At 59.7% G+C, this 26,275-nt stretch carries 29 protein-coding genes and 1 pseudogene; 19 read left to right on the top strand and 11 right to left on the bottom strand.

The annotated features are described in order from the left end of the window. The first annotated feature begins 13 nt into the window (after positions 1 to 13). The 7 genes from ACFXS9_RS16620 (at position 14) to ACFXS9_RS16590 (ending at position 5,660) form a co-directional block, all read left to right on the top strand. On the top strand, positions 14 to 985 hold the full coding sequence (locus ACFXS9_RS16620; protein WP_392690406.1) for a phosphate acetyltransferase: 972 nt from the start codon (positions 14 to 16) through the stop codon (positions 983 to 985). Between the two features lie 5 nt (positions 986 to 990). Beyond that, positions 991 to 2,208 (top strand): acetate/propionate family kinase, encoded by a 1,218-nt coding sequence (locus tag ACFXS9_RS16615; RefSeq protein ID WP_392690404.1) that lies wholly within the window; start codon positions 991 to 993, stop codon positions 2,206 to 2,208. Then, positions 2,205 to 2,996, top strand: a complete 792-nt coding sequence (gene fabI / locus ACFXS9_RS16610) for an enoyl-ACP reductase FabI (RefSeq protein ID WP_392690402.1) — start codon at positions 2,205 to 2,207, stop codon at positions 2,994 to 2,996. Before ACFXS9_RS16615 ends, fabI begins: the two co-directional genes overlap by 4 nt. An 81-nt stretch (positions 2,997 to 3,077) precedes the next feature. Continuing rightward, positions 3,078 to 3,533 (top strand): potassium channel family protein, encoded by a 456-nt coding sequence (locus ACFXS9_RS16605; protein WP_392690400.1) that lies wholly within the window; start codon positions 3,078 to 3,080, stop codon positions 3,531 to 3,533. Between the two features lie 244 nt (positions 3,534 to 3,777). Beyond that, positions 3,778 to 4,014 carry a hypothetical protein gene (locus tag ACFXS9_RS16600; RefSeq protein WP_392690398.1) on the top strand — a complete coding sequence of 79 codons (237 nt, stop codon included), beginning with the start codon at positions 3,778 to 3,780 and terminating at the stop codon, positions 4,012 to 4,014. A 303-nt stretch (positions 4,015 to 4,317) separates the two neighbouring features. Beyond that, on the top strand, positions 4,318 to 5,106 hold the full coding sequence (locus ACFXS9_RS16595; protein WP_392690396.1) for a 3-hydroxybutyrate dehydrogenase: 789 nt from the start codon (positions 4,318 to 4,320) through the stop codon (positions 5,104 to 5,106). A 107-nt stretch (positions 5,107 to 5,213) separates the two neighbouring features. Then, on the top strand, positions 5,214 to 5,660 hold the full coding sequence (locus ACFXS9_RS16590; RefSeq protein WP_392690394.1) for a hypothetical protein: 447 nt from the start codon (positions 5,214 to 5,216) through the stop codon (positions 5,658 to 5,660). 114 nt (positions 5,661 to 5,774) lie between these two features. Here ACFXS9_RS16590 and ACFXS9_RS16585 read toward each other — a convergent pair whose 3' ends face one another. From ACFXS9_RS16585 to ACFXS9_RS16555, 7 genes and pseudogenes are all read right to left on the bottom strand, one after another. Further along, a complete protein-coding gene (locus ACFXS9_RS16585; RefSeq protein ID WP_392690392.1) occupies positions 5,775 to 5,948 on the bottom strand; it encodes a hypothetical protein in 174 nt (57 codons plus the stop codon). A gap of 322 nt (positions 5,949 to 6,270) precedes the next feature. Continuing rightward, positions 6,271 to 7,023, bottom strand: a complete 753-nt coding sequence (locus tag ACFXS9_RS16580; RefSeq protein ID WP_392690390.1) for an outer membrane protein — start codon at positions 7,021 to 7,023, stop codon at positions 6,271 to 6,273. A 253-nt stretch (positions 7,024 to 7,276) separates the two neighbouring features. Continuing rightward, complete coding sequence (locus ACFXS9_RS16575; protein WP_392690388.1) at positions 7,277 to 7,567, bottom strand: hypothetical protein; 291 nt, start codon at positions 7,565 to 7,567, stop codon at positions 7,277 to 7,279. A gap of 38 nt (positions 7,568 to 7,605) precedes the next feature. After that, positions 7,606 to 8,063 (bottom strand): annotated as a pseudogene (locus tag ACFXS9_RS16570) (MaoC family dehydratase). A gap of 28 nt (positions 8,064 to 8,091) precedes the next feature. Continuing rightward, positions 8,092 to 8,742 (bottom strand): 3-oxoacid CoA-transferase subunit B, encoded by a 651-nt coding sequence (locus tag ACFXS9_RS16565; RefSeq protein WP_392690386.1) that lies wholly within the window; start codon positions 8,740 to 8,742, stop codon positions 8,092 to 8,094. A 3-nt stretch (positions 8,743 to 8,745) separates the two neighbouring features. After that, positions 8,746 to 9,393, bottom strand: a complete 648-nt coding sequence (locus ACFXS9_RS16560; RefSeq protein WP_057855695.1) for a CoA transferase subunit A — start codon at positions 9,391 to 9,393, stop codon at positions 8,746 to 8,748. A gap of 647 nt (positions 9,394 to 10,040) precedes the next feature. After that, positions 10,041 to 10,712: a helix-turn-helix domain-containing protein gene (locus tag ACFXS9_RS16555; protein ID WP_392690384.1), complete on the bottom strand. Its 672-nt coding sequence runs from the start codon at positions 10,710 to 10,712 to the stop codon at positions 10,041 to 10,043. Positions 10,713 to 10,991: 279 nt separating this feature from the next. Here ACFXS9_RS16555 and ACFXS9_RS16550 point away from each other — a divergent pair, with 279 nt between their 5' ends. The 3 genes from ACFXS9_RS16550 (at position 10,992) to ACFXS9_RS16540 (ending at position 14,084) form a co-directional block, all read left to right on the top strand. Continuing rightward, the gene (locus ACFXS9_RS16550; protein ID WP_392690382.1) at positions 10,992 to 12,869 is read left to right on the top strand and encodes an ABC transporter substrate binding protein; all 1,878 of its coding nucleotides are present in this window, start codon (positions 10,992 to 10,994) and stop codon (positions 12,867 to 12,869) included. Between the two features lie 9 nt (positions 12,870 to 12,878). Beyond that, positions 12,879 to 13,517, top strand: a complete 639-nt coding sequence (locus ACFXS9_RS16545; protein ID WP_392690380.1) for a response regulator transcription factor — start codon at positions 12,879 to 12,881, stop codon at positions 13,515 to 13,517. A gap of 192 nt (positions 13,518 to 13,709) precedes the next feature. Then, positions 13,710 to 14,084, top strand: coding sequence for a response regulator transcription factor (locus ACFXS9_RS16540; protein ID WP_392690378.1), 375 nt, complete (start codon positions 13,710 to 13,712; stop codon positions 14,082 to 14,084). A 27-nt stretch (positions 14,085 to 14,111) separates the two neighbouring features. Here ACFXS9_RS16540 and ACFXS9_RS16535 read toward each other — a convergent pair whose 3' ends face one another. Together ACFXS9_RS16535 and ACFXS9_RS16530 are read right to left on the bottom strand one after the other, a co-directional pair. After that, positions 14,112 to 14,741 carry an invasion associated locus B family protein gene (locus ACFXS9_RS16535; protein WP_392690376.1) on the bottom strand — a complete coding sequence of 210 codons (630 nt, stop codon included), beginning with the start codon at positions 14,739 to 14,741 and terminating at the stop codon, positions 14,112 to 14,114. Positions 14,742 to 14,773: 32 nt separating this feature from the next. After that, entirely contained in the window at positions 14,774 to 15,661 is an 888-nt protein-coding gene (locus ACFXS9_RS16530) for an alpha/beta hydrolase family protein (RefSeq protein ID WP_392690374.1), read from the bottom strand. 236 nt (positions 15,662 to 15,897) lie between these two features. On the opposite strand from ACFXS9_RS16530, the gene ACFXS9_RS16525 reads away from it, so the two are divergent. Continuing rightward, positions 15,898 to 16,338 (top strand): hypothetical protein, encoded by a 441-nt coding sequence (locus tag ACFXS9_RS16525; RefSeq protein WP_057855736.1) that lies wholly within the window; start codon positions 15,898 to 15,900, stop codon positions 16,336 to 16,338. 95 nt (positions 16,339 to 16,433) lie between these two features. Here the strand turns inward: ACFXS9_RS16525 and ppk2 are convergent, their stop codons facing one another. Then, positions 16,434 to 17,246 carry a polyphosphate kinase 2 gene (gene ppk2, locus ACFXS9_RS16520; protein ID WP_392690372.1) on the bottom strand — a complete coding sequence of 271 codons (813 nt, stop codon included), beginning with the start codon at positions 17,244 to 17,246 and terminating at the stop codon, positions 16,434 to 16,436. A gap of 32 nt (positions 17,247 to 17,278) precedes the next feature. Then, entirely contained in the window at positions 17,279 to 17,734 is a 456-nt protein-coding gene (locus ACFXS9_RS16515) for a hypothetical protein (RefSeq protein ID WP_392690370.1), read from the bottom strand. Between the two features lie 15 nt (positions 17,735 to 17,749). Here ACFXS9_RS16515 and ACFXS9_RS16510 point away from each other — a divergent pair, with 15 nt between their 5' ends. From ACFXS9_RS16510 to ACFXS9_RS16475, 8 genes are all read left to right on the top strand, one after another. Continuing rightward, positions 17,750 to 18,040 (top strand): hypothetical protein, encoded by a 291-nt coding sequence (locus tag ACFXS9_RS16510; RefSeq protein ID WP_392690369.1) that lies wholly within the window; start codon positions 17,750 to 17,752, stop codon positions 18,038 to 18,040. A gap of 52 nt (positions 18,041 to 18,092) precedes the next feature. Beyond that, positions 18,093 to 18,551, top strand: a complete 459-nt coding sequence (locus tag ACFXS9_RS16505; protein WP_392690367.1) for a hypothetical protein — start codon at positions 18,093 to 18,095, stop codon at positions 18,549 to 18,551. Then, entirely contained in the window at positions 18,544 to 19,776 is a 1,233-nt protein-coding gene (locus ACFXS9_RS16500) for an HlyD family secretion protein (protein WP_392690365.1), read from the top strand. The genes ACFXS9_RS16505 and ACFXS9_RS16500 overlap by 8 nt, the downstream gene beginning before the upstream one ends. Before the next feature lie 40 nt (positions 19,777 to 19,816). Further along, positions 19,817 to 21,127, top strand: coding sequence for a TAXI family TRAP transporter solute-binding subunit (locus ACFXS9_RS16495; RefSeq protein ID WP_392699818.1), 1,311 nt, complete (start codon positions 19,817 to 19,819; stop codon positions 21,125 to 21,127). A 123-nt stretch (positions 21,128 to 21,250) separates the two neighbouring features. Next, positions 21,251 to 22,870: a DUF3300 domain-containing protein gene (locus ACFXS9_RS16490; RefSeq protein ID WP_392690363.1), complete on the top strand. Its 1,620-nt coding sequence runs from the start codon at positions 21,251 to 21,253 to the stop codon at positions 22,868 to 22,870. A gap of 53 nt (positions 22,871 to 22,923) precedes the next feature. Next, positions 22,924 to 23,808: a DUF2950 domain-containing protein gene (locus tag ACFXS9_RS16485; RefSeq protein WP_392690361.1), complete on the top strand. Its 885-nt coding sequence runs from the start codon at positions 22,924 to 22,926 to the stop codon at positions 23,806 to 23,808. Between the two features lie 22 nt (positions 23,809 to 23,830). Next, a complete protein-coding gene (locus ACFXS9_RS16480; RefSeq protein WP_392690359.1) occupies positions 23,831 to 24,262 on the top strand; it encodes a hypothetical protein in 432 nt (143 codons plus the stop codon). A gap of 26 nt (positions 24,263 to 24,288) precedes the next feature. Then, on the top strand, positions 24,289 to 25,992 hold the full coding sequence (locus ACFXS9_RS16475) for a SulP family inorganic anion transporter (protein WP_392699816.1): 1,704 nt from the start codon (positions 24,289 to 24,291) through the stop codon (positions 25,990 to 25,992). Positions 25,993 to 26,275 lie beyond the last annotated feature (283 nt).

Raw genomic sequence — 26,275 nt, 5'->3', positions numbered from 1 at the left:
CGGAGAGTTGGATATGGGCATTGCATCCATCGAAGCGGGCGAAGCGAGACCCGGCGCGAAATACGATCGTCTCATTGCAGCGGCCAAAGCGATCCCGCCGGCGACAACCATCGTTGTGCATCCATGCGACGAAAGCTCGTTGCGCGGCGCAACCGATGCCGCTGAGGCGGGCATCATCAAGCCCGTACTTGTCGGGCCATCGGCGAAGATCAGGGCGGTCGCGTTCAAGCACGGTATCGACATCAGCGCATTTGAACTGGTCGATGCGCCTCACAGCGAGGCTGCCGCGGCAAAGGCCGTCGAGTTGATTCACGCGGCCAAGGGCGAGATGTTGATGAAAGGCAGCCTGCACACCGACGAAATTATGCGAAGCGTGACCGCAAAGGCAGGTGGACTGCGTACGGAACGGCGAATCAGCCACGTCTTCGTGATGGATGTTCCGGCCTACAGCGAAACCATCTTCGTCACCGATGCCGCGATCAACATCTTTCCGGATCTCGATGGCAAGCGCGACATCGTGCAGAACGCGATCGATCTCTACACGCAGGCAGGTTTTGGTACATCGCCCCGGGTCGCCATCTTGTCGGCGGTCGAAACCGTCACATCGAAGATTCCGTCAACCATCGAGGCTGCCGCGCTTTGCAAGATGGCGGACCGCGGGCAGATCACGGGCGGGCTGCTCGATGGGCCGCTTGCCTTCGACAATGCGATCGACCGGGAAGCGGCACGGATCAAGAGTATCAAGTCGGAAGTGGCGGGACGGGCCCAGATCCTTGTGGTGCCGGACCTTGAGGCAGGCAACATGCTGGCCAAGAACCTGGCTTACTTCGCCAAGGCGGACGGTGCCGGCATCGTGCTGGGCGCCCGTGTTCCGATTGTGTTGACGTCGCGGGCGGATTCCCCGAGGTCTCGAATGGCTTCCTGCGCCGTTGCGACGCTCTACGCCGACGGGCGGCGCCGCCGCGCCCAGACAGCCGCAGCGTGACGGCCATGGATACTATCCTCGTCGTCAATGGCGGCTCCTCAAGCGTTAAGTTCCAGGTGTTTGCCGTAGATGGAAACGGTGGGCTGCGCCGGCAGATCAAGGGCCAGATGGACGGCATCGGCAGCCGTCCCCGGCTGCGCGCTACCGGCGCGGCAGGCGAAACGTTGGCGGATCGATGCTATCCGATCGAGGCTGTACCGGACGTTCCGACAGCCTTGATGCTCGCAAGCGCCTGGCTGCGGGATGAACATCAATTGCGCCCGCTCGCGGTGGGCCATCGCGTCGTCCATGGCGGTCCCGATTATGATCGCCCTGTGCTGATCGACCATGGCGTCGTCGCACGTCTTGAGCGGTTGACGGCACTTGCGCCGTTGCATCAGCCCCACAATCTGGCGCCGATCCGAATCCTGCTTGCCAAATTTCCTGCTCTGCCCCAGGTCGCCTGTTTCGACACGGCCTTTCACCGTGACCACGACGAGGTCGCGGACCACTACGCCATACCCCGCCGGCTGCACGAGGAGGGAGTCCGCCGTTACGGATTTCATGGCCTTTCCTATGAGTACATCGCAAAGACGCTGCCGAACGTTGCACCGGAAATTGCCCGGGCGCGAGTCATCGTGGCGCATCTCGGAAGCGGCGCCTCCATGTGCGCCATACACGGCGGACGGAGCGTGGAGAGCACGATGGGCTTCACCGCGCTCGATGGGCTTCCGATGGGAACGCGCACCGGCCAGATCGATCCCGGAGTCGTTCTATACCTGATGACCGAAAAAGGCATGTCGTCCGCCGAGGTGCAGGATGTTCTGTACCGCGAATGCGGGCTGAAGGGACTTTCCGGCGTCAGCAACGATATGCGGGAGCTTCAGAACAGCACTGATCCCCACGCAGCGTTTGCCGTTGACTACTTTGTGTACAGAGTTGGGCTCCATGCCGGAATGCTGGCGGCTGCTTTGCAAGGGCTTGATGCCTTTGTATTTACCGCAGGCATCGGCGAAAATTCCGTCGGCATTCGCGCCAGGATCGCAGAGCGGCTCGAATGGCTCGGCGTGTCGCTTGATCCGATCGAGAATGCCCGTCACGCGCCGCGGATCTCGCGCACCGACAGCCGCATTCCCGTTTACGTCGTGCCGACCGATGAAGAGCTCATGATTGCACAGCACACATTGTCGCTGCTGTGGAATCGGAACTCATCCTCCAGTCTGAAACGCGAGAGAGCGTCATGACAATTCCCGTATTTCCAGAGACCAGGGTCGCGCTCAAGGGACGAAAAGGACTGATCGTCGGCATCGCCAACGATCAATCGATCGCATGGGGGTGCGCCAAGGCGTTTCGGGCCTTGGGCGCGGAGCTTGCGGTCACTTACCTGAACGAACGGGCCAAAAAACACGTCGAGCCGCTGGCGAAGGAACTCGAGGCGCCAATCTTCATGCCGCTCGATGTGAATACCGAAGGGCAGACCGAACAGGTATTCGAACGGATCGCGAAGGAGTGGGGGCAGCTCGATTTTCTGCTTCACTCGATTGCCTTCTCTCCGAAGGAAGCGCTGCACGGGCGCGTCGTCGATGTCGAGCGCGACGGCTTTCTCAAGACGATGGATGTTTCCTGCTGGTCGTTCATGCGGATGGCGCATCTGGCGGAGCCGCTGATGAAGAACGGCGGCACGCTGTTCACCATGACGTACTACGGCAGCCAGATGGTGGTGAAGAACTACAACGTCATGGGCGTTGCCAAGGCAGGTCTGGAAGCTGCCGTTCGCTATATCGCCGCAGAACTTGGTCCCAAGGGAATCCGGGTGCACGCGATTTCACCGGGACCGCTGGCAACACGCGCAGCTTCTGGAATTCCCGAGTTCGACGAGCTGATGGACAAAGCACAAACCACCGCGCCGACACGGAGTCTCGTGAGCATCGACGATGTCGGCGCGGCGACGGCATTCCTGGCGCTCGACGGCGCGAAGCTGATCACTGGCGGCGTCATGTATATCGACGGTGGATATCACATCATCGATTGAGGCGTTGAGTCAAAGCTCGACCATTCCCCGGCGCCAAGACTGCCGGCCCCGGCCAGGCGGTCCATCTCCGGAGGTCTGCTTATGTTGCGTCAGTTTCTCGTGGGTGCAGCCGCAAGCGGGTGCAACATTGCGATCCATGCTCTGGTAATGGTGACCGTTATAAGGGTAGCGCGCCTCGCGGATGAGTTGGCAACGGCATATCAAACGGTTCGATTGATTGCGATCATGATTGCCGCCGTGACCGTCCTGATGATCGCCCACCTTGCCGAGGTGCTGGTCTGGACATTGACTTACGCGGCGGTCGACGTCGCGCCCGAAGGCACGGACCTGATGTACTTCGCGTTTGTAAACTATACGACCCTCGGGTACGGCGACGTAACCCCCGTCAAGCGTTGGCATCTGCTCGGGCCGATGACCGCGATGAATGGTGTCCTGTTGTTCGGCTGGTCGACGGCCGTGATCTTTGAGGTATTGCGAACGACGTTGCTGGCGGGCGGCGAAGAGGGAGATCGAAAGAAGCGCGGATGGCCCAAGTAGTGTTGAGGTACGCCAACTACATGACGGCCGACGCCCCTGGCGTCCTTCATGCTATGCGCCGTGCAGACCCGGGTTCGCTCAGGATAGCCCACGGAAGTGAATGAGCGCGGCCTTGATCTGTATCAATCCGGCAGTGGCGGCCGTGGTCAGCCTCCAGGTCGCGCTCCGGATGGACCTTGAGAGGGCTGTATCGAGGTGCCGAAGGTTCGGGATCTTCTGGAGGCTCTGACATAGGGAGAACAAAATGAAACTCTCGATCACATTATCAGCCTTGCTGGTTGTCGGCTTCATGACCGCAACGACAGAGCCGGCCAGCGCCGTCGTATACTGCCAGTATGTCGACTATCCCGCAGGTTGCATTGTAAGACCAGGCGTCGTGCTGCGCCCGCGCCCGGTTGCGCGAGCTGCGGCGCGAGAGGCGGTACGGCCTGGGACGCCGATGAACCGTGGAGGTCCGGTGAATCGCGTCGGACGGCGCTGATAGGGCTTTCTTGCGGCAGTAGCAACCCTTCCGTCGTGGATTGCTCGACATTGTGGCGAAGAGGACATTGTGCCGAGACAGGATCCTGCCCGAGATCAACGCGAAGCGGGCGTGGAGAGCAACTATGTTCACGGATCTACCACGACTTGCAAGGCGTATTCGCCACCTCGACCGTGGTCCTTGATGTTTGTTGAACGTCGTCGTGCGATTCACGAACGGACCATAAGTTCGGCATTGGCACTTCTAAAAATGCCGCTGCATCCGTTTGACTAAATCCATGGCCCGCAAACAGGAGCAAGTGAAATGGATGCGTTGACGGGCAAATCCGCGATCGTGACCGGATCGACCAGCGGCATCGGGCTCGCAATTGCTCGTGCGTTCGCGAGCGCAGGCGCCAATGTTGTCATCAACGGATTTGGCGCGCCTGCCGATATCGAAAAGGAACGCTCGGGCATCGAGACCGATTTCAAGGTCAAGGCGGCGTATTCGCCTGCCGACATGAGCAAGCCTGCCGAAATCGCTGAGATGGTCGTGCTCGGCGAGAAGACCTTCGGCTCGGTCGATATCCTCGTCAACAATGCCGGCATCCAGTTCGTCTCTACGATCGAGGAATTTCCGCCGGAGAAATGGGAGGCGATCATTGCGATCAACCTGTCGTCGGCGTTTTACAGTATCCGCGCCGTGGTTCCCGCCATGAAGGAGCGCGGTTGGGGCCGCATCATCAACACAGCTTCCGCACATTCTTTGGTGGCCTCGCCATTCAAGTCGGCCTATGTCTCGGCCAAGCACGGTATCGCTGGCCTCACCAAGACCGTGGCGTTGGAGCTCGCGACGTACAAGATCACCTGCAACTGTATCAGCCCCGGGTATGTCTGGACGCCACTGGTCGAGCGCCAGATTCCGGAGACTATGAAAGCGCGCAACCTGACCAAGGAGCAGGTCATCACGGATGTGCTGCTAGAGGCGCAGCCGACCAAAGAGTTTGTAACCTCGGAGCAGGTGGCGGCGATGGCGTTATTTCTGTGCAGCGACCACGCGGCGCAGATCACCGGCGCGAACTATACGATCGACGGCGGTTGGACAGCTAAGTAAGTCGCCATCCGTCTAAAGTACTCGCAGCTAATTCCAAGACGTTGATTTGCGTGCGGACCTCAAGACGAAGCGTCGGATCGTTCACCCGAGTCGCGGGAGTACAGCGCATGCCGCTGTCGCGATATTTCCTTTATGTCGGTGGAGTATTGCTCACTCTGGTGTTCATTCTGGATGCATGTCTGACCAGACTGGCGATCAGGGAGAGTGCGCACGTCAATTCACCCATCATCCGCATTCATTCGGATCGGAAATGGCCGGAGCGCATCGTCTTCGATACCACCCTTCCGACGACCGTTCCCGCGCAGGCCACGATTGCGGAAGACCGCGTCGCCAGTCCTGCGCCGGTCACCGACGTTTCTGTAAAGGAGCGGGAACGCGAAGCATTTGCGTTGATGCAGCCATCCAATGCGAAGCGGCTACAACCATCCGACCCAGGAAGGCGAGAACTGAAGCCCCAACGGCCACGCAAAATCGTGAAGCGGCACGTGCCGCCGCGTTCGGTCCTCGTCGCGCGGCAGCCGCAGTTTGGCTGGTTTGGTAACACCTTCTGGTGAAGCATCCGCAATTTTTGCAGGGTGGCAAGCCAGCCACAAACGATGCTGGCAGTTCATCTCGACACCAACTCCGACTTGGGCAGCTTCGGTCGCGACTATGGCGACCACTCCCTTTCACTTCTGGATGCAGATCGGCCTGATCGTCTCGTCGGAGCTTCGGGCCTTCGCGTACTCCACGAGTGCCAGCCGGGCCGCGTCGCATCGCTCTGCGCTAGTAAATTCTTGGGTCGAAATCACGGCGCCGTTTGCAACGCCAAGCCAACTGACGATGATTAGAACGTGGGTCACAATATCCTCCTCACCGATTTGTTGGTGGCTGAATGACGGCGGAGCGCAAACCTGTCGCCTGAAAACTCCTCTCCACCGACCGCTTACGGCGAGCAAAAGCGCCTGCGGGACACGTTCTTTAAGAGCTGAAACCCGTTGGCTTGCAAATTTCAGTGCTAGGACGCTCGTTGATGCGTCCCGCGCATTGATCTAAGTCAAGCGACGATGACTGCTCTTTATAGTTCTCGCCCAAACAGCGGCATCACCCAGAATTCGCCTTCAATAAAAAAGCCCCGGCACTGTGCCGGGGCTAAGGCTTTGCTCGCTGGAGATACGCGCTTGATCAGTAGCGGGCCGCGACGGGCGCACCGAAACCGCCGAAGCGGTAGTTGATGCGCAAGGTGACCATATCGACATCCTGGCTGATCCGGTTGAGGGCACCGGCAACGATCGGGTTGACGACCGAGAACGAATTATTGGCATCGCCCATGAACAGGTGGTCGTATTCGATACCGAACGACCAGTTCGGTGCGAAGCCGTACTCAAATCCAACACCCACGACCCCGCCCCAGCGGGTCGCGCTAGCCGAGGCCAGTTCAGCGCCGGTAATCGTGCTCAGGATGCTAAATTCGTTGCTCGTCACTGCCGCGCCGCCCTTTACATATAGCAGCGCCGCGTTCCAGGCGTAACCGATCTGGCCGGTGAAGAGGCCGATAGCATCGGTCGAGGTGCGAGTGGAGAACAGAGGATTGATCAGACTGACGCGCTCGTTGGTGAGATCCGCCCAATCGCCCTGAGCTTCCAGGCCAAACACCCACTGATTGGCTTGCCAACGATAGCCTATCTGGCCACCGATGAGACCCCCAGAGCGCTCGCGACAACCTTCAGCGAAGACTACGCCGGCCACATCAACGAAATCCCAACAGTTGCGGCTCTGGCCCCAACCGCCATTGCCGCCGATGTAGAAGCCGCTCCAGTTGTAGATCACCGGAAGCGGGGCGGGTGGCGGTGCCTTGACGGCCATATCTGCGGCGGATGCGGGGGCGGCGATGCCGATCAATACTAGACCAACGGTAGCCAGCAAAAAACTCTTCATCTGTTCCTCTCCATTTCCGTCGGCTTAAAATGCTGTCCCCACCAACGGTGTTGCGTTGCATTGATTCCAACTTGCAACGTGAATCCTACGTACTTTAGGCGTAAGATCCCGTGCCAAAATGGCAACACTCAAGCGCAATTGGTGAACTGGCTGGCAAGCGCCCGCTTCTATTCCGACGCGGCTCATCGCTTTGTTGATTATCGTGCATATGGCGGGAGCTGGAGGTGGCGAGAGTTTTGCGTCCTTGCTGGCTCTATTCGGTCTTCCCGGATGGTCCGTCGGGGTCCTCCGCCGCGTCCCCGATATCTTGTTCCTGTCCTTCTTCAAGCCAAAACAGAATGTTTCCCGATGGGATCGCGCGTCTCGGCAAATGCGGAATGATTGTTCCGGCGGTCACGACCAATCCCTCGTCAGATCGGGCACGTGCAAAGTTCTTGGCTTCCATTTCGTTTTCAAACGTTTGGGTCGACCGAGAGCGCCGGCTTCGGACCGCTGTGCCTTTCCATGGGATCTCGAAGGTCACATACCAGGTGTGCTTCTTCATCCGATGCTTCCGATGGGTCTGCCAGCCCGGCAACACGATCAGCGGTAATGCAGCGCGATCAGCTCGGCGACGCAGGCAGGGCGCTGGCCGCCTTCGATCTCGATCACCATGTGATAGTTGACCCTCAAGCCATCGGGCGGGATATCCTCCACTTCCGCGATGCTGGTGCGGCCCCTGATCCGTGAGCCGGCCGGGACGGGGAGAGATAACGGATCCGGTCCGCGCCATAGTTCAACGTGTTGCGCAGTCCTTTGAGGCCCATCACGGAACGAATGAACATCGGCGCCAGGCTGAGGGACAAAAGCCCGTGGGCAATGGTGAGGCCACCCGGAAGTTCTTTCTTCGCCCGCTCCTGATCGACGTGGATCCATTGCTCGTCGCAGGTCGCCTGCGCAAAAAGGTTGATGCGTTCCTGAGTTATTTCAATCCAATCGCTGGCGCCGATCTCGGTGCCGACCGCTGCCTTGAACTCGCTGAAGTCGCTGAAGATGCGCATGTCAGGTCCTCGTGCCTGCATTTGTCGATCAGATTTTCATTTCCGGAACGTTGGCTGGAATGAACAAATCCGCTTCCGTTACCGCCATGACCTCGGCGACGGTGACGCCCGGTGCGGTCTCTTGAAGTGTTATCCTTCCGCCGGTGAAGCCGATCACCGCCATGTCGGTGACAACCAGGTCGACCGGCCGGGAAGAGGTGAGCGGCAGGGCGCATTTCTGCACGATTTTGGATTTCCCTTTGGCGGCGTGCTGCATGGCGACGATGACGCGCTTTGCTCCGGACACCAGGTCCATCGCGCCGCCCATGCCTGGCACCATCTTGCCGGGGATCATCCAGTTCGCGAGGTGTCCTTCGGCGTCGACCTGAAGGCCGCCGAGGACCGTTATGTCCACGTGACCACCGCGGATCAATCCGAACGACATCGCGCTGTCGAAGACGCATGCGCCGGGCAGGGCGCTGATCGGCCGTCCGCCGGCATCGGTGAGCAGGGGGTGGGCCATGCCTTGCTCCGGCATTGGTCCCGTGCCGATCAATCCGTTCTCCGATTGAAAAAATACCTTGAGATCGGACGGAACGAAGTTCGCGACCAGCGTCGGAATTCCGATGCCGAGATTGACGAGGTTACCCGCGCGAAGTTCGCGTGCAACCCGTCGCGCGATGATCGATTGAGCGTCCATGGGTCACCCGTTGGCGATCAGGTAGTCGACGAGCGGCGCGGGCGTTATGACATGGTCGGGCGCAATGACGCCGACGGGGACGATGTGCTCCGCGGTGACGATGACGGTGTCGGCCGCCATTGCCATGACGGGATTGAAGTTGCGCGCGGTCAGGGCGTAGGCGAGGTTGCCGAGGTAATCCGCCAGGAATGCATGGATCAGCGCGAAGTCCGAGCGAAGCGCCGTTTCAAGCAGGAAGTTCTTGCCGTCGATGTCGATCCGGCGCTTGCCTTCTTCAACGATGGTCCCGACGCCTGTCGGCGTCAGGACGCCTCCCAAGCCGCAGCCGCCGGCGCGGATACGTTCGACGAACGTGCCCTGCGGCACCAGGTTGACGGCGACTTGGTTGGCCATCATCTGTTTTTGTACGTTCGGATTGAGTCCGATGTGGCTCGTAGTAAGCGTCGAGACCAGCGCCGCGTCGAACAGTTTCCCGACGCCTTTGCCGGGGACCGCGGCGTCATTGCTGATGATGGAGAGCTCAGATTTCCGTTGCCTGACCAGTTCGTCTAGCAAACGCTCGGGCGTTCCCACCCCCATGAACCCACCGACCATCACGGTTGCGCCGTTGGGGATCCTGGCGACCGCTTCTTCCACAGAGACGGCTTTCATAGGAGCTCCGATAATTGCTGGGATGCTCACTATTGAAGCTGAAGCGCGCCTAAGATGAGGCTTTGATCTGTATCAAGGTCTCCGCTTGGTCCTCGGGATCGCCGCCCATCGGGCTTGGCTGTGATCTAAGCCAATGCCGGCGTGCATCTAGTCCCACAGTCTGCGGACCTCCGCATGGCGGCTTTCGACAGCCGCGCCGGTGCGCTCTGCTCTTCAGGAAGAGGATTTGCGCCTGCATCATGCAGCCGCTTTCGAGTTAGATCTTCCGCGCGGTAGCGAAAAACAACCCGGCACCAGCACGCGCGGTCATGGCGACGGCTGCAGTATCTCTCTTCGTTCCGGGAAATCTCGCGTCAAACGTTGTCGCGATTTCGGGAGGGCTCGGCGAGCTCCAGGCTCTACGACCGCATCCCAAACCGGAGGGGTGCATGGTCGAGAACGGTCATCCGGATCTGGTGCTTTGGGCGAGAAGGCCGGATTGCTCCTGCGGATCTCAGGACTTTGGCAGCAGCCGTGCCCGATTGCCGTCTAATCACGGTGCCGGGCATTGGGCATTCGATGAATCTTGAACCGCCGTCTCTACGCCGGATGCTTTGGCGCGTGGTTCGGCGGTCTTTCCGGAAGTGAAGTAGCGATCTAGCTCCACGCTAAAGGTCCAGCTCCGCCAATCGCATGCGGTCCAGCAGCACGATTTGCCGCTGAGTCTGGCCGAGAAAGCCGAGAATACCCATGCCGTGAAGATGTGACAGCGCCCGGGATACCGTTTCGAGCGTTAGGCCGAGATAGTCGGCGATATCGCGGCGAGACATCGGAAGGGCCATCACGCCGGCGGCCGTCAGGCGGCAGTCCATCTCGAGCAGGAATGCGGCGACGCGCTCAAGGGACGTCTTGCGCCCCAGGAGCAACATATGGTCCTCGGCATGCCGGAGGTTGCTCGTCGTCATATTCAGGAGATCGAGCGCCACCAGCGCGTCGGTTTCCGCAACGTGCTCCAGGCTGCACCGTTTCATCAGTCGTACTGTCGTATCGACGATCGCTTCCGCGGTAAACCGGTGGGTTGCACCGTTCTCCAGCCCAAAAATGTCTCCCGCCAGATGGAAGGCGCCGATCTGGCGACGGCCGTCGGAGAGGAGCTTGTGGGTGCGAACCGCCCCGTCCGCGACCTGGTAGATATATTCGGCAGGCTCCGCCTCTCCGAATATCTCGGTGCCCTTGTTGTACTTGAATTCGCTGAGGATTACGCGTGCTCGCGACAACTCACCGAGTTGTCCCAGAGCCTTCGGATGGCTGCCGGGATGGGCGTTGCTGTTGACAAACATAGTCTCCCCCTGTTTGAGACAATTTGTCTGCATCCCTTGGGGCCCGCGTTGCCAAGGACCTTAAAAGTGCATGGCTGGTAGCTCCCGGGAAGTTGTTAAACCATGCCGGGCAGGGTAGGCTATTGTATCGAGGGTCATTGTCCTCAGGGACAATGTCCGGAAGGACAGGGGCCTGATAAATCAACAGGATATTTTTCGGAGATGTAGTCGACGCCCCGGCGACCATCTCAGGTTTTCATTTTTCTCAGGTTTTCATTTTTCGTTTCGGCGAAGATGGGGATGGGCTTCATCGAGCCTAACTTCGGTTCTGATGCGATGATTGCGCGGATCAGTGCGTTGTCGATTTGCGTAGCTCTCGTCCTCACCTCGCTCCCGGTGACGGCGCAAGACGGGCGGTCGCGATCGATACTTGTTCTGGACCAATCCCAATCCACGGGAGTTTTTTTCCTTCAGATATTCTCTGGGCTTCGCGCCAGGATCGACGCCGATACCAGCGCTCACACCACGATTTTCTCAGAAAGTCTCGATCTCAGCCGTTTTGACGGCGATGCCTATCACGAAAGTCTGCGCCGTCACTTCAGCGAGAAATATCGAGATAAGGATATCGGCGTTATCGTCACGATGGGCTCCGGGGCCCTGGAGCTTGTGCTGCGCTGGAGGGATGAACTATGGCCGGGAATTCCCATCGTGTTTGGGATGGTCGATGAGGTCGACCACGCCCGGCTGAAATTGCCGAACGACGTAACGGGCAGCATTCTAAGGACGCGACTTGCCGATTCAATCGGCGTTGCGCGAGCGGTGGTGCCTGATCTCGAAACCGTCGTCTTTGTTGGCGATCATTGGGATCGCCAGAATATATTCAGCAGTTGGGGCCTTGAGGTGCCCAAGGCCACCGCAGGGCTGAATGTCATCGATCTCGTCGGCGCGACGATGGCGGAAGTGCGGAAGAGGGTAGGAGCTCTTCCCGCGCGCAGCGCCATCATCTATTCCGCAATGTATTCCGATGGCGAGGGCATCTACCTTTCGCCCGCCAAAGCGTTTGAACTGGTCGCGGAGAAAGCGAATCGACCGATTATTGTTGCGGCGGAGCCGCTTGTCGCACTGGGCAGCATTGGCGGTCCTGTCATCGTTCCCCGTTTGATTGGCGCTGACGCCGCAAAGCGGGCGCTGCGGATTTTGCACGGAGAACCGGCGTCGAGTATTCCCGTAGCGATATCCCATGCGGCGAAGCCGATCTTCAACTGGCTGCAGATGGAGCGATGGGGGGTCAGCGAGTCCAACCTGCCTTCCGGAAGTGAAATTCGTTTTCGCGAACCGAGTATGTGGGCGAAGTACCGCTGGCAGACGCTCTCTGTCGCGGCCGTGCTGTTGATACAGGCCGGGTTGATTTCGATTCTGCTGCACGAGCGGCACAGACGAGCCAATGCCGAGCGCAAATCGCGGAATAGCCTTACCGAGCTGGCCCATGCGCACCGTCAGGCGACAGCCGGGGAACTGTCGTCTACGATCGCGCACGAGCTTAATCAACCGCTCGGTGCAATTCTGACCAATACCGAGACGGCAGAACTCATACTGAACTCTCCGTCGCCAAACTTGAGCGAGGTCAAGGAAATTCTTGCCGACATCAGGCGAGATGATATTCGCGCCAGCGAGGTCATCCATCGCTTGCGCAGCCTGCTGAGAAGGGTGCCGTTTGAGGACAAGGTCATCGACCTCAACGATACCGTGCGCAAGGTATTCGAATTTTTGTCGGTTCAGGCGTCGGCGCGAAACATTGCACTATACTTCGAGCCCTCGGGGAAACCGCTTCAGGTGAAGGGTGATCAGGTTCAGCTTCAGCAGGTTATCATGAACCTGATCGTAAACAGCATGGATGCAATGGCCGCTATGCCGAACGGGCGAGCCGTAATTGGGCGGACCGAAGTGAATGGTGGGTCGTCCGCAGTAGTTTCGATCTTGGATTCCGGTCCGGGGATTCCGGACGACCAATTGAATGAAGTCTTTGATCCTTTCTTCACCACCAAAAAGCAAGGAATGGGAATTGGCCTATCGATCTCGCGCACCATCGTACAGGCGCACAAGGGGCGCATCTGGGCGGAAAATCAAAGCGAAGGTGGCGCGGTGTTTCGCTTGTCTCTGCCGCTAGCTTTATCGTAGGGGGATCTGTTGCCGGGGCTTGTGCATATTGTTGATGACGATGCTTCGTTTCGGACGGCTATCGAACGTCGGTTGAAGAAGGCCGGTTACGAGGTCGCGACCTATCCGTCGGCCCAGGATTTGCTCGATCGCCTGCCGAACGAGAGCGAATTGGGCGTCATTCTGCTTGACGTGCGGATACCCGGATTGAGCGGGCCGGAGCTGCAGGGGCGTCTGAGCGAAATCGGCTCGATCTTGCCGATCGTGTTTCTTACCGGCTATGCGGATGTCCAGACCACGGTTCGGGCAATCAAGGCAGGCGCCGAAGATGTTCTTACCAAGCCGGTATCGTCGGAAGAGCTTCTTGCTGCAGTTGAGCGCGCCCTGGCTCATCATCAGTTGATGCGTGGCCAGAGAAATCAGCTTGAGATCGTGCGCGCTCTTATTGCGAAGTTGACGCCGCGCGAGCGCGAGGTCTTCGAACTCGTGATTCGCGGGAAGACCAACAAGCAAGTTGCCAACGCATTGGGCGCGACCGAGCGTACGATCAAGGCCCATCGCCACCGGGTGATGGAGAAGCTACAGGTACAGTCCCTCGCCGAACTGGTCTCCCTTGCAGAGCGGGCCGGAATTTTGAGCTCACCGTCGGGTACCGGACAGACGAATTGAGGGTTCATCAACAGGATTTTGCGTTCGCATTGTCCCATGGGACAATAGAAAATGCGGGATTCAGGACTTACCAAAATAGCGTGGAGAGTCGAACGACCCACGACCTGATCAGCTTCGGCGGAGGCCGATAGGTTTCAGATCGTCTCTTGGAAAGACGTTCAGGGCGCGGTGGACAGACCAAGGATAGCGGTTTTGGGAAATCGGAACGTCGTCTTTGTGGTCGATGATGACCTTGGAACACTCAAGGGGTTAAAGCGGCTGCTACGCGAACACGGTTACGACAGCATTGTGTTTTCGTCTGCCGAGGAGTTCCAGAACCACGGCGATTTCGAGTCGGCGTGTTGTGTGGTTCTCGACATCGATCTGAATAACGAATCTGGAATCGACCTGCGGCATCGTCTCAGGGCGGCAGGCATTTCTCTGCCAGTTATTTACATCACCGCCAATGATTGTCCCGCCGTCCGTATGGCCGCTATCGAATCCGGCTGCATTGCTTATCTTACAAAGCCATTCCGGGCGAAGTCGCTGATCGAGCCGATCGATAAGGTAGCGGCCAGGGCAGCGTAGGTTGTTTGCGGTCGTAAACCTTACGCGTCATTCGTCGATGTTTTGTTCGAACGTCTGCGTCGGAGTTCCCTGCCGAACCGCAGCGAACTGGTTGACCGGCAATGCCGTCGTCACCGCCAAGACGCTGGAATCCACGACCTCGAGCTGAAGCTTCTGGCCCGTCTCCATCTCCTTGATCAATTTGGGATCGGCCAGATCGGCGGCGATGCAGGTGTTGGTGAGGCACCAGACATACGGAAACCGGTAGGCAGTTCCCTGGTCGATCGTGATCTTTACCCCAGCCTGCAGGTAGAGCCCGACGGGAAGGAACATTTGCAGCCGTGCCGTCTTGTCGCCCTCGCGTTCGATCAAGTCGATGCGAACCGCGGACTGGCCCGTCTCAAATGTACCGCTGATCGATGTTCGGCACACCATGTTCGTCCCGGGAGTCTTGAAGCAGAACTTCCGCCAATCCGAATACTTGATGTCGCGCGCCGCACGCTGGCCCCGCAAAGCGAACTCCTGGCCAGTCCGCTTCTCGCTTGCCGGGCTGCCGTCAGGCTTCGCCGCCTGTTGTGCGGGTACAGTCCCAGTGCTGAAATCCAACAGCGTCAGTACTGACAGCGCAGTCACCAGGCTGAATTGGTCGTAGCATTGGCGGGACCGCTGTCTTGTCATCGCTGGCCTCCATCGTTCTACCGGCGTCAGCCTCATCTGTGCTTGTCCAGGAACGCCCCGACTAGCGGCGTCCACAGCGGAAGGCTGTCGGGCGAACTGACCAGAAAATGTCCCTCATTGCCGAACGGAGGGAGCAGGTGATATTCGGCGTTTCCACCCGCCCCGGTGTAGGCCTCGTGCATTCGCCTGGATAATTCCGGGCCGAAGAACATATCGTTCTCGATATAGATCCACAGCATCGGAGTGCGAGCGGTGCGCCCGAACTCACCAGTCGCCGCGACCAGTCTGTCCGGCGCGCAATTGTTGCGGGGCTTGCCGCCGACGCGTCCGCCGCGGCCGGCAGCGAATGCTACGATGGCGCGCACCCCCGGGAGATTCTCGCTCGACAGCGCGATAGCGGCCCAGCCGCCCGCCGATTGGCCGACGACGATGACATTGTCGGGTACTATCAGTTTCTGATCGGTCATGTATTCGATGATCCATTTGTCGATCAGGGCCACCGCACGTCCGGCATCGCGGAAGTTCGGATTGTCACAACTTCCGATCTTTGAAAAGAACAGGGAGTACAAGCCGCGTTCCGGGTTATCGAGTGCGGCTGCGCCATATCCGGAGCCGGTGGGTGCAACGACCATATAGCCCCGCCGGGCGAACCACATCGCCGCGTCTCTGAACTCAACGAGCGGAAAGAAGCCGCGCTCTCTCTGGTTCATCGAAACACCGTGGTTCATGACCACGAGCGGGAACGGACCCTTCCCAACGGGCCGAACCACATACGCGATCGTGGGCAGCGTGACTGGGATCGCCCACACTTCCTCCTGGATGGTCTGATCTGCGGGCCGATCATCAGCGAAGACAGCTACAGCTGGTAACAGGAGAGCCACTGTGTATACGACGAGAACGCGCAGCAGATATCGAAGCATGCCGTGCATCCTGTGTTGTGCCGACGCTGGCGGTGATCGTCGGATAGCGAAAGCCTTTCCTGACGGAAGCTGGCGACATTGATCTGGATCAACGGAGTACGCCGGTAGCGGCCTCATCTGGCATAGGCGCATCTTACGATGACGGAGCCGAGGACCGTCAGGAGCACTAGCCAGCCGGCAATGTCAGCTCCAGGCCACAGTGGGCCCGGGCTCAACCCCTCCAGGAGTGAATAATGATGATGTTGCATCGCAGACGATCAGTTGTGGTAGCCCTGTTTGGATTGCTGACTTCTGCGGCCGTTGCGACATCGGCGCTGGCGGAAGTAGGGCGGGTGAGCGTTGTGTTCACCAAAGGTGGGTTTATCGTGGGCGTCGGAGGTGGTGAGGGTGTGCTGACCTTCCGAGGCAAAAACTATCCGTTCACAGTTTCAGGGGCCAGCCTCGGCTTCACCGTTGGCGCATCGACCACCAAGCTGGTGGGCAGGGCATTGAACCTGAGGAGTCCCGGTGACATTGCCGGGACATACGCCGTGGTCGGCGCCGGTGGCGCGCTTGCGGCGGGGGCTGGCAGCGTGCAGTTGCGGAATGCCAAGGGCGTCATCCTGCAGCTCAGCGGTCCAAAGGTTGGCGTGGAATTGTCGGCAGCCATGGGCGGGGTCACCGTCGCCATGAAATGATTGCGCCGTCGGGGGGCGCGTCGAACGCTCCCCAGCCGCGGCCCGGTGTGATGCGTTCGACGATTGTGCTGCAACTCGATCCTGGTATTGCTCGCCTAGTATTGCTCGGCGACGAGTTTGACGAGTTTCATGTCGCGCAAGCTCTGCTGATCGTTATAGCGGCCTTTGTCGGAACGTTTCGGCAGTGTGATCTTGTCGCGGTTCACTCGCTTGTATGGAATGGCCGTTAACAGATGCGCGATGCAGTTCAGCCGCGCGCGCCGTTTGTCATCGGAGCGAATGATCAGCCATGGCGCATGTTTCGAGTTCGTCTCCTTGAGCATCAAGTCGCGTGCGCGCGAATATGCATACCATTGGCGATAGGATTCGATATCCATCGGGCTCAATTTCCATTGCCGGAGCGGATCATCGAGTCTGGCCCGGAAGCGTCGCTCTTGCTCATCCATTCCCACCTCAAGCCAGATCTTGATCAGGATGATGCCGCCGTCCACCACATATTGCTCGATTTGCGGGCAGAGAGACAGGAAGCGGTCGTGTTCGTCTTCCGTGCAGAAGCCCATGACATATTCGACGCCGGCGCGGTTGTACCAGCTGCGATCGAAGATGACGATTTCGCCGCCGGCAGGAAAATGCTGCATGTAGCGCTGCATGAACATCTGCGACTTCTCGCGGTCCGAAGGCGCGGGGAGTGCGACGACGCGGAACACGCGCGGGCTGACTTTCTCGGTGATCGCCTTGATCGTGCCGCCCTTGCCGGCGGCATCCCTGCCTTCGAACAGGATGATGACCCTGAGTTTCTTTTCCTTCACCCATTCCTGCAAATGGCATAACTGGACCTGAAGCTTCCGCAGCTCCTTCTCGTAATCCTTCCGCTTCAATTTCGACGAAACCGCCTGGTCTTTAGACATGGCATGACTCGTTTCGTGCAGCAGAAAGGCAATCATTCGCCCCAGGCGATCACAATGCCGATGTCACCCGGAATGCCTCCCGGAAAATCGATGATCTGATATCGGATACGATAGCCACGCGGCTTCAGGTGGTCGGACCAGAGCTGAAAGATTTCCTGCGCTATTCCGGTAAGCGTCTTTTCCCAGCCCTTCTCCTGCTGATTGATGGCGCGGCCGTTGTCGGTGCACAGGGTGTGGGGGAACCTATAGACTTGAACTTCGGTCAGCCCATTTCGTACCGCGCGCTGGATGACGGTCGAGGCAAGCTTGATCTTCTCGTCTTCGGTCAGGCCCGACGGCTTGCTCAGTTTTTCGATCAGCTTGCGCTTTTCAGATTCGGCCGCTGCCGCCCGGCGGGCATATTGTTCGGCCTTTTCGGCCTCCAGGAGAGCGGCTTGCTTCTGGATTTCTTTTGCCGTCGGCAGCAGATCGTCGATTTTTTCGGGCATGGCTGATCCTCCTCTATGACCGTCGCGCCTGAGCCGATAGCTAACGTCTGCGGCGAGAACGTTCCTTTGATCCAAATCAAGCATTTGCGACGCCGCGCGATTTCAATCACCGTGAACATCATCGCGGGCCGTGCGACCGACATCATGCTTTCCAACGTCCAGTTCAGCCTCAAGATGCTCGAGCCGAACAAAATTTCGCGGATGTTTCCGGGCATCGAGGCCGTTGATGAGCGTGCCGAGCACCGAGGCGGGTTGATTCATATCAAAGGTCCGCCGCGGCTGCCGGCCAATATTGGCGGGAGTTAAAGGAGGCCGCCGCGTTCCGGCGCCTATTTTGTCCTGAGACGTGGAGGAACATTTGAGCGATCAGCTTCATCCACTAGGTCCGCACCATTTGCCCGCCTTCATCACGGCGCCCGGACAAACGGACGTTTTGATGGTGGTGATGGGCGTCTTCCTGATCGTCGCCATCCTCGCGGTCGGCAACTTCTATCTGCAATTGCACTCACTGCCCGAACGGATGGCTCACAAATCGCAGAAGCTGCAGTTCGAGATTGTTGCGGTCCTTGGGCTCCTGGCGCTCTTCACGCATGTGCACCTGTTCTGGATCGCAGCTCTGTTGCTTGCACTGATCGACCTTCCGGACTTCGGCACGCCACTGCGAAGCATCGCAGGTTCGGTTGAGAAAATCGCCGGTGGTCCGTCAAGCGACGTTGTCGCTGAGGAGTCTGGTGAGGCCGGCCACGCGCCAACCCTCGCGGTGACCGAAGAGCCGAAACCGCGCGCGCCGAAGAAGGAGGTGCACCGCCATGCTTGAGCTGATGCTCTGCTCCATGCTCACGATACTGCCGGACTACCTGTACCGTCGCTTCGTGCAAGGCAAGCGTCTCGGCAAGGAGATTACGTTCTTTTCGGTCTGGTTCGAACTGAGGTGGGGCATCGTCGCCTGCCTGATGCTCACAATATCACTCATCACACTGATCTTCTACTTCCACCCGTCGAGCAACACCGCGACCCTGTTTTTCCGGACAGTACCGATCGTCCCGGAAACCTCCGGGCGTGTCGCCGAGGTCCGTCTCGATTACAGCGCTCCCGTCGCCAAGGACGCCGTGATCTTCAGGCTGGATAGCTCCAAGCAGGAGGCGGCGCTGGAGACCGCCCGGCGGAAGATCGCCGAAGTCGACGCGGCGCTGGTTGGAGCACAAGTGGAAGTGTTGAAAACAGAAGCCCAGATCCAGGAGGCGAAGAGTTCCGTTCAGCAGGCTCAGGATGAGTTGCAGGTGAAGCGCGAGTTGCAACGGCGCAACCCCGGGATCGTGCCGCAGCGCGACATCGAAAAGCTGCAGGTCATGGTCGACGGACGCCAGGGATCGCTCGACGGCGCCAACGCTTCAAAACAATCCGCCGAGTTGCGCGTCTCGACCGTTCTGCCTGCCGAGAGGGCGAGTGCGGAGGCCGCGCTGGCGCAGGCGCAGGTCGATTATGACAAGACGTTTATTCGCGCCGGCGTAGCCGGGCGTGTGGAGCAGTTCTTCCTTCGCGTCGGAGACGTCGTCAATCCGCTGATGCGACCTGCCGGAATCCTGATCCCGGAGGGAGCCGGGCAACGTTCCCTGCAGGCCGGCTTCGGGCAGATTGAGGCCCAGGTCATGAAGGTCGGCATGGTGGCCGAAGCGGCGTGTATCTCCAAGCCATGGACCGTCATCCCGATGGTCGTCACTGGCGTTCAGGACTATATCGCGGCAGGTCAGTTTCGCGGCGGAGAGCAACTCATCGAAGCGCAGAATGTCCTAAGGCCGGGGACGATCCTCGTGTTTCTGGAGCCGCTCTACAAGGGTGGACTCGAGGGCGTGACGGCGGGAAGCAGCTGCATCGTCAACGCCTACACCAGCAATCACGAGCTGATTTCTTCCGGCAAGCTCAGCACGGCGAAGAGCTTCGGATTGCATGCGATCGATGCCGTCGGGCTTGTTCACGCCATGTTGCTGCGGATCCAGGCTCTGCTGCTACCGATCAAGACTCTGGTGCTGAGCGGCCACTGACAGATGCCGCGAACAGTGAGGCCATATGGAATCGGTCAGAATGCCGTCGTGGCTTCGGATGGTCCTTGTCGCAGGCGTTTTCGTTCTGGTGACGGGGGCGTCTCTGTTCGCTTACCGCTGGTATATTCATCCAACGACGCTGACCGTCGCCGTCGGATCGCTCGACGGGGAGGCCACGAAATTGATGTCGGCTCTGGCGAGCCGGCTCACTGCCGCGAATGCGCCGGTGCGTCTCAAATTGTTGGAAACGACGAGCGCGCTGGAGGCGGCCGACATGTTTTCGTCGAACAAGGCCGATCTTGCCGTCGTGCGCGGCGATGTCGGCGACCTGTCGCAGGCGCAGGCCATTATTGTCCTTGCACGCGCCGTCGTATTGCTCGTTGTACCCCCGGGATCCTCGATAACAGACATCGCCGGCTTGAAGCGCGTCACCGTCGGCGTGGTCGGCGGCGAGATGAACCAGAAGATCGTCAGCGCCCTCACGGAGGAGTACAATCTTGGCCGCGCCAATGTGTCATTCCGCAACCTCGCGCCGGCGGAGACGCGGCGCGCGCTCGAAGCCAAAGAGGTGCGCGCACTCCTGATCGTCGTTCCGCTAGCTGAGAAATACCTGGCACTGCTGCGTGGCTTCTTTCTGCAGAACCCCAAGACGGCGCCGGTCCTTATCCCTATCGATGCGGCCGGTGCCATTGCGGAGAAACACCGCGCTTACGAAAGCTTCGATGTTCCGAAAGGAACGCTGCGGGGTTCGCCGCCAGTTCCTAGCGACGATCTGACCACGCTCAGGGTTTCGTTCTACGTGGTAGCCGGCAAGCAGCTCGACAATGATCAGGCCGGCGCATTGGCCGAAGCGTTGATGAAGGCGCGCAGGGACCTGCTCGGCGAACTGCCGATGCTCGCGCAGATCACCGCGCCGAGCACCGAATCGGATGCGTATCTTCCGGTCCATCCCGGTGCTGCCGCCTTCTACAACGGCACACAGGAGAGCTTTCTGGATCAATGGGGAAACGCCATCTTTCTGGCCCCGATGATATTCGGCGCACTGGTCTCGGTGGGTGCGGCGGCGTGGAAGTTTCTTCGCGAAGGCGAACCCCGAAAGAGCGAACAAGCGCTGGATTCACTCTATGCCCTCGGTCGCCGCATAAGAACGGCGGATGGCGAGTCGGAGCTGTCTGAGATCGAGCGTGAGATCGACAAGGTCCTCCAGATGCAGCGCGTGAAGGCAGCGGCCGGGGACGAAAACGCGCTTGATGTCACCACCCTAAACGTGGCTGCGCACCGCCTTCAGAGCCTCGTTCATGATCGCCGGACGCTGCTGGCCGCGCGGTCCGGCGGCAAGGCGATGGCTTAATCAAGCGCAGCCGCCCCCAATCGACCCACGCCGTTCGCGTCGAACCCAGAGCTTTGATCCTGATCAAAGGTGCGGTGCCGTTTCGGTCGTTGGCTTGTCCCGATCGGCAATGGAGACACAACTATGTTGCGTTGCGGGAAAGTTCTGCTGGCATTAGCGATCATGATCGCTATTCCGGGCATGGCGGCGGCGCAGGCCACCGATATCAAATCGCCGGAGCCTGAGCAGACCTTGCTGAAACCCGAGCAGCTCGATGCGCTGGTCGCGCCAATCGCGCTTTACCCCGATGAGTTGCTCGCCAATGTGCTGGCGGCTTCGACCTATCCCCTGGAGGCTGTGCAGGCCGACCGCTGGGTGAAGGCCAACAAGAACCTGAAAGGCGATGCGCTCAAGACGGCGGTCGACAAGCAGGCATGGGATGACAGCGTCAAGGCGTTGGCCGGCACGCCCGATGTTCTCGCGATGATGAGCGACAAGATCGACTGGACCAAGAATCTCGGTGATGCCGTGTTGGCGCAGCAGCCCGACGTGATGGATGCGATACAGCGGCTGCGCGCAAAGGCGCACGCGCGCAACAAGCTCGTCACCAACAAGCAGCAGAAAGTCAGCGTTCAGCAACAGGAGAACAAGGAGGTGATCGTCATCGAGCAAGCCCAAGCCGATACGGTCTACGTTCCCTACTACGATCCCGCGACTGTTTATGGTGACTGGCCCTATGCGGAATATCCGCCGTATTATTTCGGCTATCCATCCTATATCGGCGCCGGCGTGATTGCCGCAGGGCTGGCGTTTGGCGCCGGCTGGGCGATCGGACGCTGGGGCAATTACTGGGGCGGCGGCTTCAACTGGGGTAACCGCAACCTCTACGTCAATCACTACAACAGGGCGACCAACATCGGAAATAGCTGGCAGCACAATCCGGCGCACCGTCAAGGCGTCCGATATAGCAATGCCGGCGTTCAGCAGAAATTCGGCAACAACAACCTGCGGGCCGGTGCCGCCGATCGGATGGATTACCGCGGCCGCGATGGCCAGAAGGTGCTCGACGCCGGAAAGGATCGTCCCGGTGCGGGTGATCGTGCCGGCGATCGCGCAGGCGCCGATCGGTCGGGGGCTGGTGACCGCGCAGCCAGTGATCGTGCCAAGGGAGGTGACCGCGCCAAGGCCGGTGATCGGGCTAAGGCAGGTGATGGTGCCAAAGGAGGTGATCGCGCCAAGACTGCCGACCGCAGCCGCGCTACCGGCCCCGGCAACAAGGGCGGGCGGGATACGGCTATCAGGAACGTATCGTCGGGGAGGGCGGCAAATGCGCATTCTGCCCGTGGCCAAGCAAGTTTTGCCAGCGCCGGTGTGTCACGCGCAAGCATGGCTGGCGGCGGCTTCCGCGGTGGAGGCGGCGGTGCAGCGTTTGCCGGCGGCGGACGCGGCGGCGGAGGGTTTGGCGGCGGTGGAGGTCGCGGCGGCGGTGGCGGCCGGCGCTCCGATATCGCGCTGAAACACGACGTCGTGCTGCTCGGGCATCTGGACAACGGCCTCGGCTATTACCGCTTCAGCTATCTCGGCAACGAAAAGGCCTATGTCGGGGTCATGGCGCAGGAAGTGCAAGCGGTCATGCCGGGCGCGGTGATGCGCGGCGGCGATGGTTATCTCCGGGTTCACTACGACAGGCTTGGGATCAAGTTCCTTACCTACAAGGATTGGCTCGCAGTCGGGGCGCGGATCCCCGCACGCGCGAGGATGTGACGATGACAATTCTTCGGTTGACACTAGGCTGTCGGACGTACGCCGCCGTTGCCATGGCAGCCGTCATTCTGCTGCTCGCGATGTCGTTCGCCAATGCTCAGCAGGTCTTCAAGACACCGGAGGATGGTGCGACAGCCCTTGCCACTGCCATCAAATCGGGAACCACGAGAGATATCCGCAAGGTGCTCGGCCGGGATGGGGAGGACATCATGTTCTCCGGAGATGAAGTGGCGGATCGCGAAGCGCGAGAACGGTTCGTAGGGACTTACGACGCCAAGCACAATGTGATCATCGACGGCGACAAGGCTTTTCTGGTCATCGGAGCCGATGACTTCCCGTTCCCGATTCCGCTTACCCGCCAGAAGGCCGGCTGGAAATTCGATACGGCTGCTGGCAGGCTTGAAATCCTGTACCGGCGTATTGGACGCAACGAACTGGACGCGATTCAGACCTGCCTCGCTTATGTCGATGCGCAGAACGAGTATGCGGAAAAGGATCGCACCGGGGTCGGTGCCGGCGTTTATGCGCAGCGCATCGTCAGTTCGTCCGGCAAGAAAGACGGTCTTTACTGGCCCACATCTGATGACGATGCAAGTCCGCTCGGCGAATTCGTCGCACAGGCCTCGGCCGAAGGATACAAGGCCGGGGAAGGGCGCACGCCGTATCACGGCTACTATTATCGGATCCTGACGCAGCAAGGGCCGAACGCCCCCGGTGGCACGCTGAACTACGTCGTCAAGGGCAAGATGATCGGGGGATATGCGCTTCTCGCCTATCCTGCGGAGTACGGCAACTCAGGCGTAATGACCTTCCTCGTGAATCATTCCGGCACTGTCTACCAGAAAGATTTGGGTGACTACACGATGAGGCTTGTCAGTCGCATGATGTGGTTCGATCCCGACCAGACCTGGAAAAAGGTCGAAGTACCGGGTCGTTGACGAATTCGGGAGCGCGAGTGCGATGGGCAAATATTCTGCGGGGCTTGCGATGCTGGTCCTGTTCGTTGCTGGATCGCCGACACCATCGCAAGCGCAAGCGATAGGTCAAGTTAGCGTCGTGTTCGCGAAGGCGGGCCTGATCGTCGGTGCGGGTAGAGGACGCGGGGTTTTGACATACCGCGGTCGCGACTATCCTTTCCGGGTTTCGGGCTTAAGTCTGGGCATTACGGCCGGCGCCTCAGCGATGCGACTCACGGGGCACGTTTCCGGGCTACGCGAAGTGAAGGATTTTGCCGGTACCTATGACGCCGTGGGCGGCAGCGGCGCATTGGTCGGCGGCGCTGGCGGGGTCCAAATGACGAATGCAAAGGGCGTGACCATCTCGCTGCAGGGCCTCACGATGGGCCTGGAATTTGCGGCTAATCGGAGTGGCATTAGAATTTCGCTTCAGTAAGCCTGCGCATGGCCGAGTGCCGCATGATGGGTCTGCCAAGACGTCCGAAAGCGGGAATTTGGCTTTGGCGATTCCCGCCGTCCCGTTGGTTGGCTGAATACCAGCCATCCTGGCTACTCAGCGACATCGTCGCTGGAGTAACTCTGGCTGCCTACGGAATTCCGGTGTCCCTGGCCTACGCGGGACTCGCGGGTCTACCCCCGCAAGTTGGCGTCTATGGTTATATGCTTGGTGGTTTGGGATACGCCTTGCTCGGATCTTCGCGCCAGCTTGCGATCGGACCAACTTCCGCCATTTCACTCATGATTGCCGGGACGGTGGGGGCAATGGCTGATGGCGACGCGCAGCGCTACTTCCAGATTGCCAGCCTCGCGGGCTTCACGGTCGCGGCCCTTTGCGTGATCGCCTGGTTGTTTCGGTTGAGCACGCTGGTGAAGTTGATCAGCGACAGTGTCCTTGTAGGCTTCAAGGCTGGCGCGGGCCTAACCATCGCGATGACCCAGCTGCCAAGTCTGTTCGGCGTTGCAGGTGGGGGGCACAACTTTTTTGAACGGGCATGGGTATTCTCCGCGCAGATCGGCCAAGTGCAATACATTGTTCTCCTGGTTGGTATTATAGCGGTCGGACTAATTGTGCTCGGCGAGCGCTTGGTGCCGGGAAAGCCCGTCGCGCTCGGGGTCGTCGCGCTGGCGATTGTGGCTGCCACGATACTCGGACTTCCCGCGCTCGGGGTGCCGACGACGGGAGAAGTCCCGGCCGGTCTGCCGACCCTGGGCGGTCCAGCTTTGAGGTTGCGCGATGTCGAGGGAATTGTTCCGTTGGCCGCCGGTTGCCTGTTGCTGGCCTACATCGAAAGCGTTTCGGCTGCTCGCACCTTCGCTGCGAAGCACGGCTACGTCCTCGATCCAAGGCAAGAGCTTCTCGGCCTCGGCGCGGCCAATCTCGCAGCCGCAATGGGGCATGGCTATCCCGTGGCCGGCGGGCTTTCGCAGTCGGCGGTGAACGATAAGGCGGGTGCGCGCACACCGCTGGCGCTGGTCTTTGCCTCGATCACGCTCGCGCTTTGCCTGCTCTTTCTGACTGGCTTGTTGGAAAATCTTCCAAAGGCGGTGCTGGCGGCCGTGGTGTTGACCGCGGTGTATGGCTTGCTGGACTTCCCGGCACTGCTCCGCATGTGGCGTTTGAGCCGGCTAGACTTCTACGCAGCGGCGATCGCGCTCGGGGCCGTCCTGCTCCTTGGGATACTCCAGGGCATCCTGCTTGCTGCACTAGCTTCAATACTATTGCTGCTCGCCCGGGTGTCGCGTCCGCACGTCGCCTTCCTGGGCCGTATTCCCGGTACCAACAACTTTTCCGACCTGGAGCGCCACCCCGAGAATGAGCCGCTGCCCGGCGTGGTCGTTTTTCGTCCCGAAGCTTCGCTGATCTACGTCAATGCCGACGTAGTTATGGAAGCGGTCTTGACCCGTCTCGGGCAAGCGGACCCGCACACGCTCCGTCTGATTGTCTGTGATCTTTCCGCTTCGCCATACATGGACCTCGCGGGAGCGCAGATGCTGCACAGGCTCCATGGTGAACTGGTCGGGCACAAAATCGGACTGCGTATCATCGGGGCCCATGGGGCCGTGCGCGAATTGTTGCGAGCCGACGGCGTCGAATCCAAAGTTGGCAGACTTGATCGAACAACGACAATTGAGACAGTGCTCCGCGCCGATCCCCAGCGGCCCTGAGAGATTTCGGGGGACCGGACTATCCGCTCTGATCGATCGGGGTGGCCATCTGCAATGTCACTCAGAGAAGAACAAGTATTTCGGCGTCGTTCAGCGTCGGCCCGAAGTGACCGGTATTGCCTGTCGCTTGTCGAGGCGTCGCTGTACTGAGTGCGCCGCAGCGAAGCGCGTTGACACTTGATTTAGATCAAGAGTGGAAGCGGCAGAGGTGACCTGCTGGTGACATCGCGTGAACCGGAAGCGTTGGGAAAATTTGCAGTTTCGTTGTGAAATAGCTGTCAAG

The organism is Bradyrhizobium sp. RDI18 (assembly GCF_043203335.1).
Taxonomy (GTDB): domain Bacteria; phylum Pseudomonadota; class Alphaproteobacteria; order Rhizobiales; family Xanthobacteraceae; genus Bradyrhizobium; species Bradyrhizobium retamae.
Note: the sequence above shows the minus strand (reverse complement) of the source record. Positions and strands in the feature narration are given on the sequence as shown.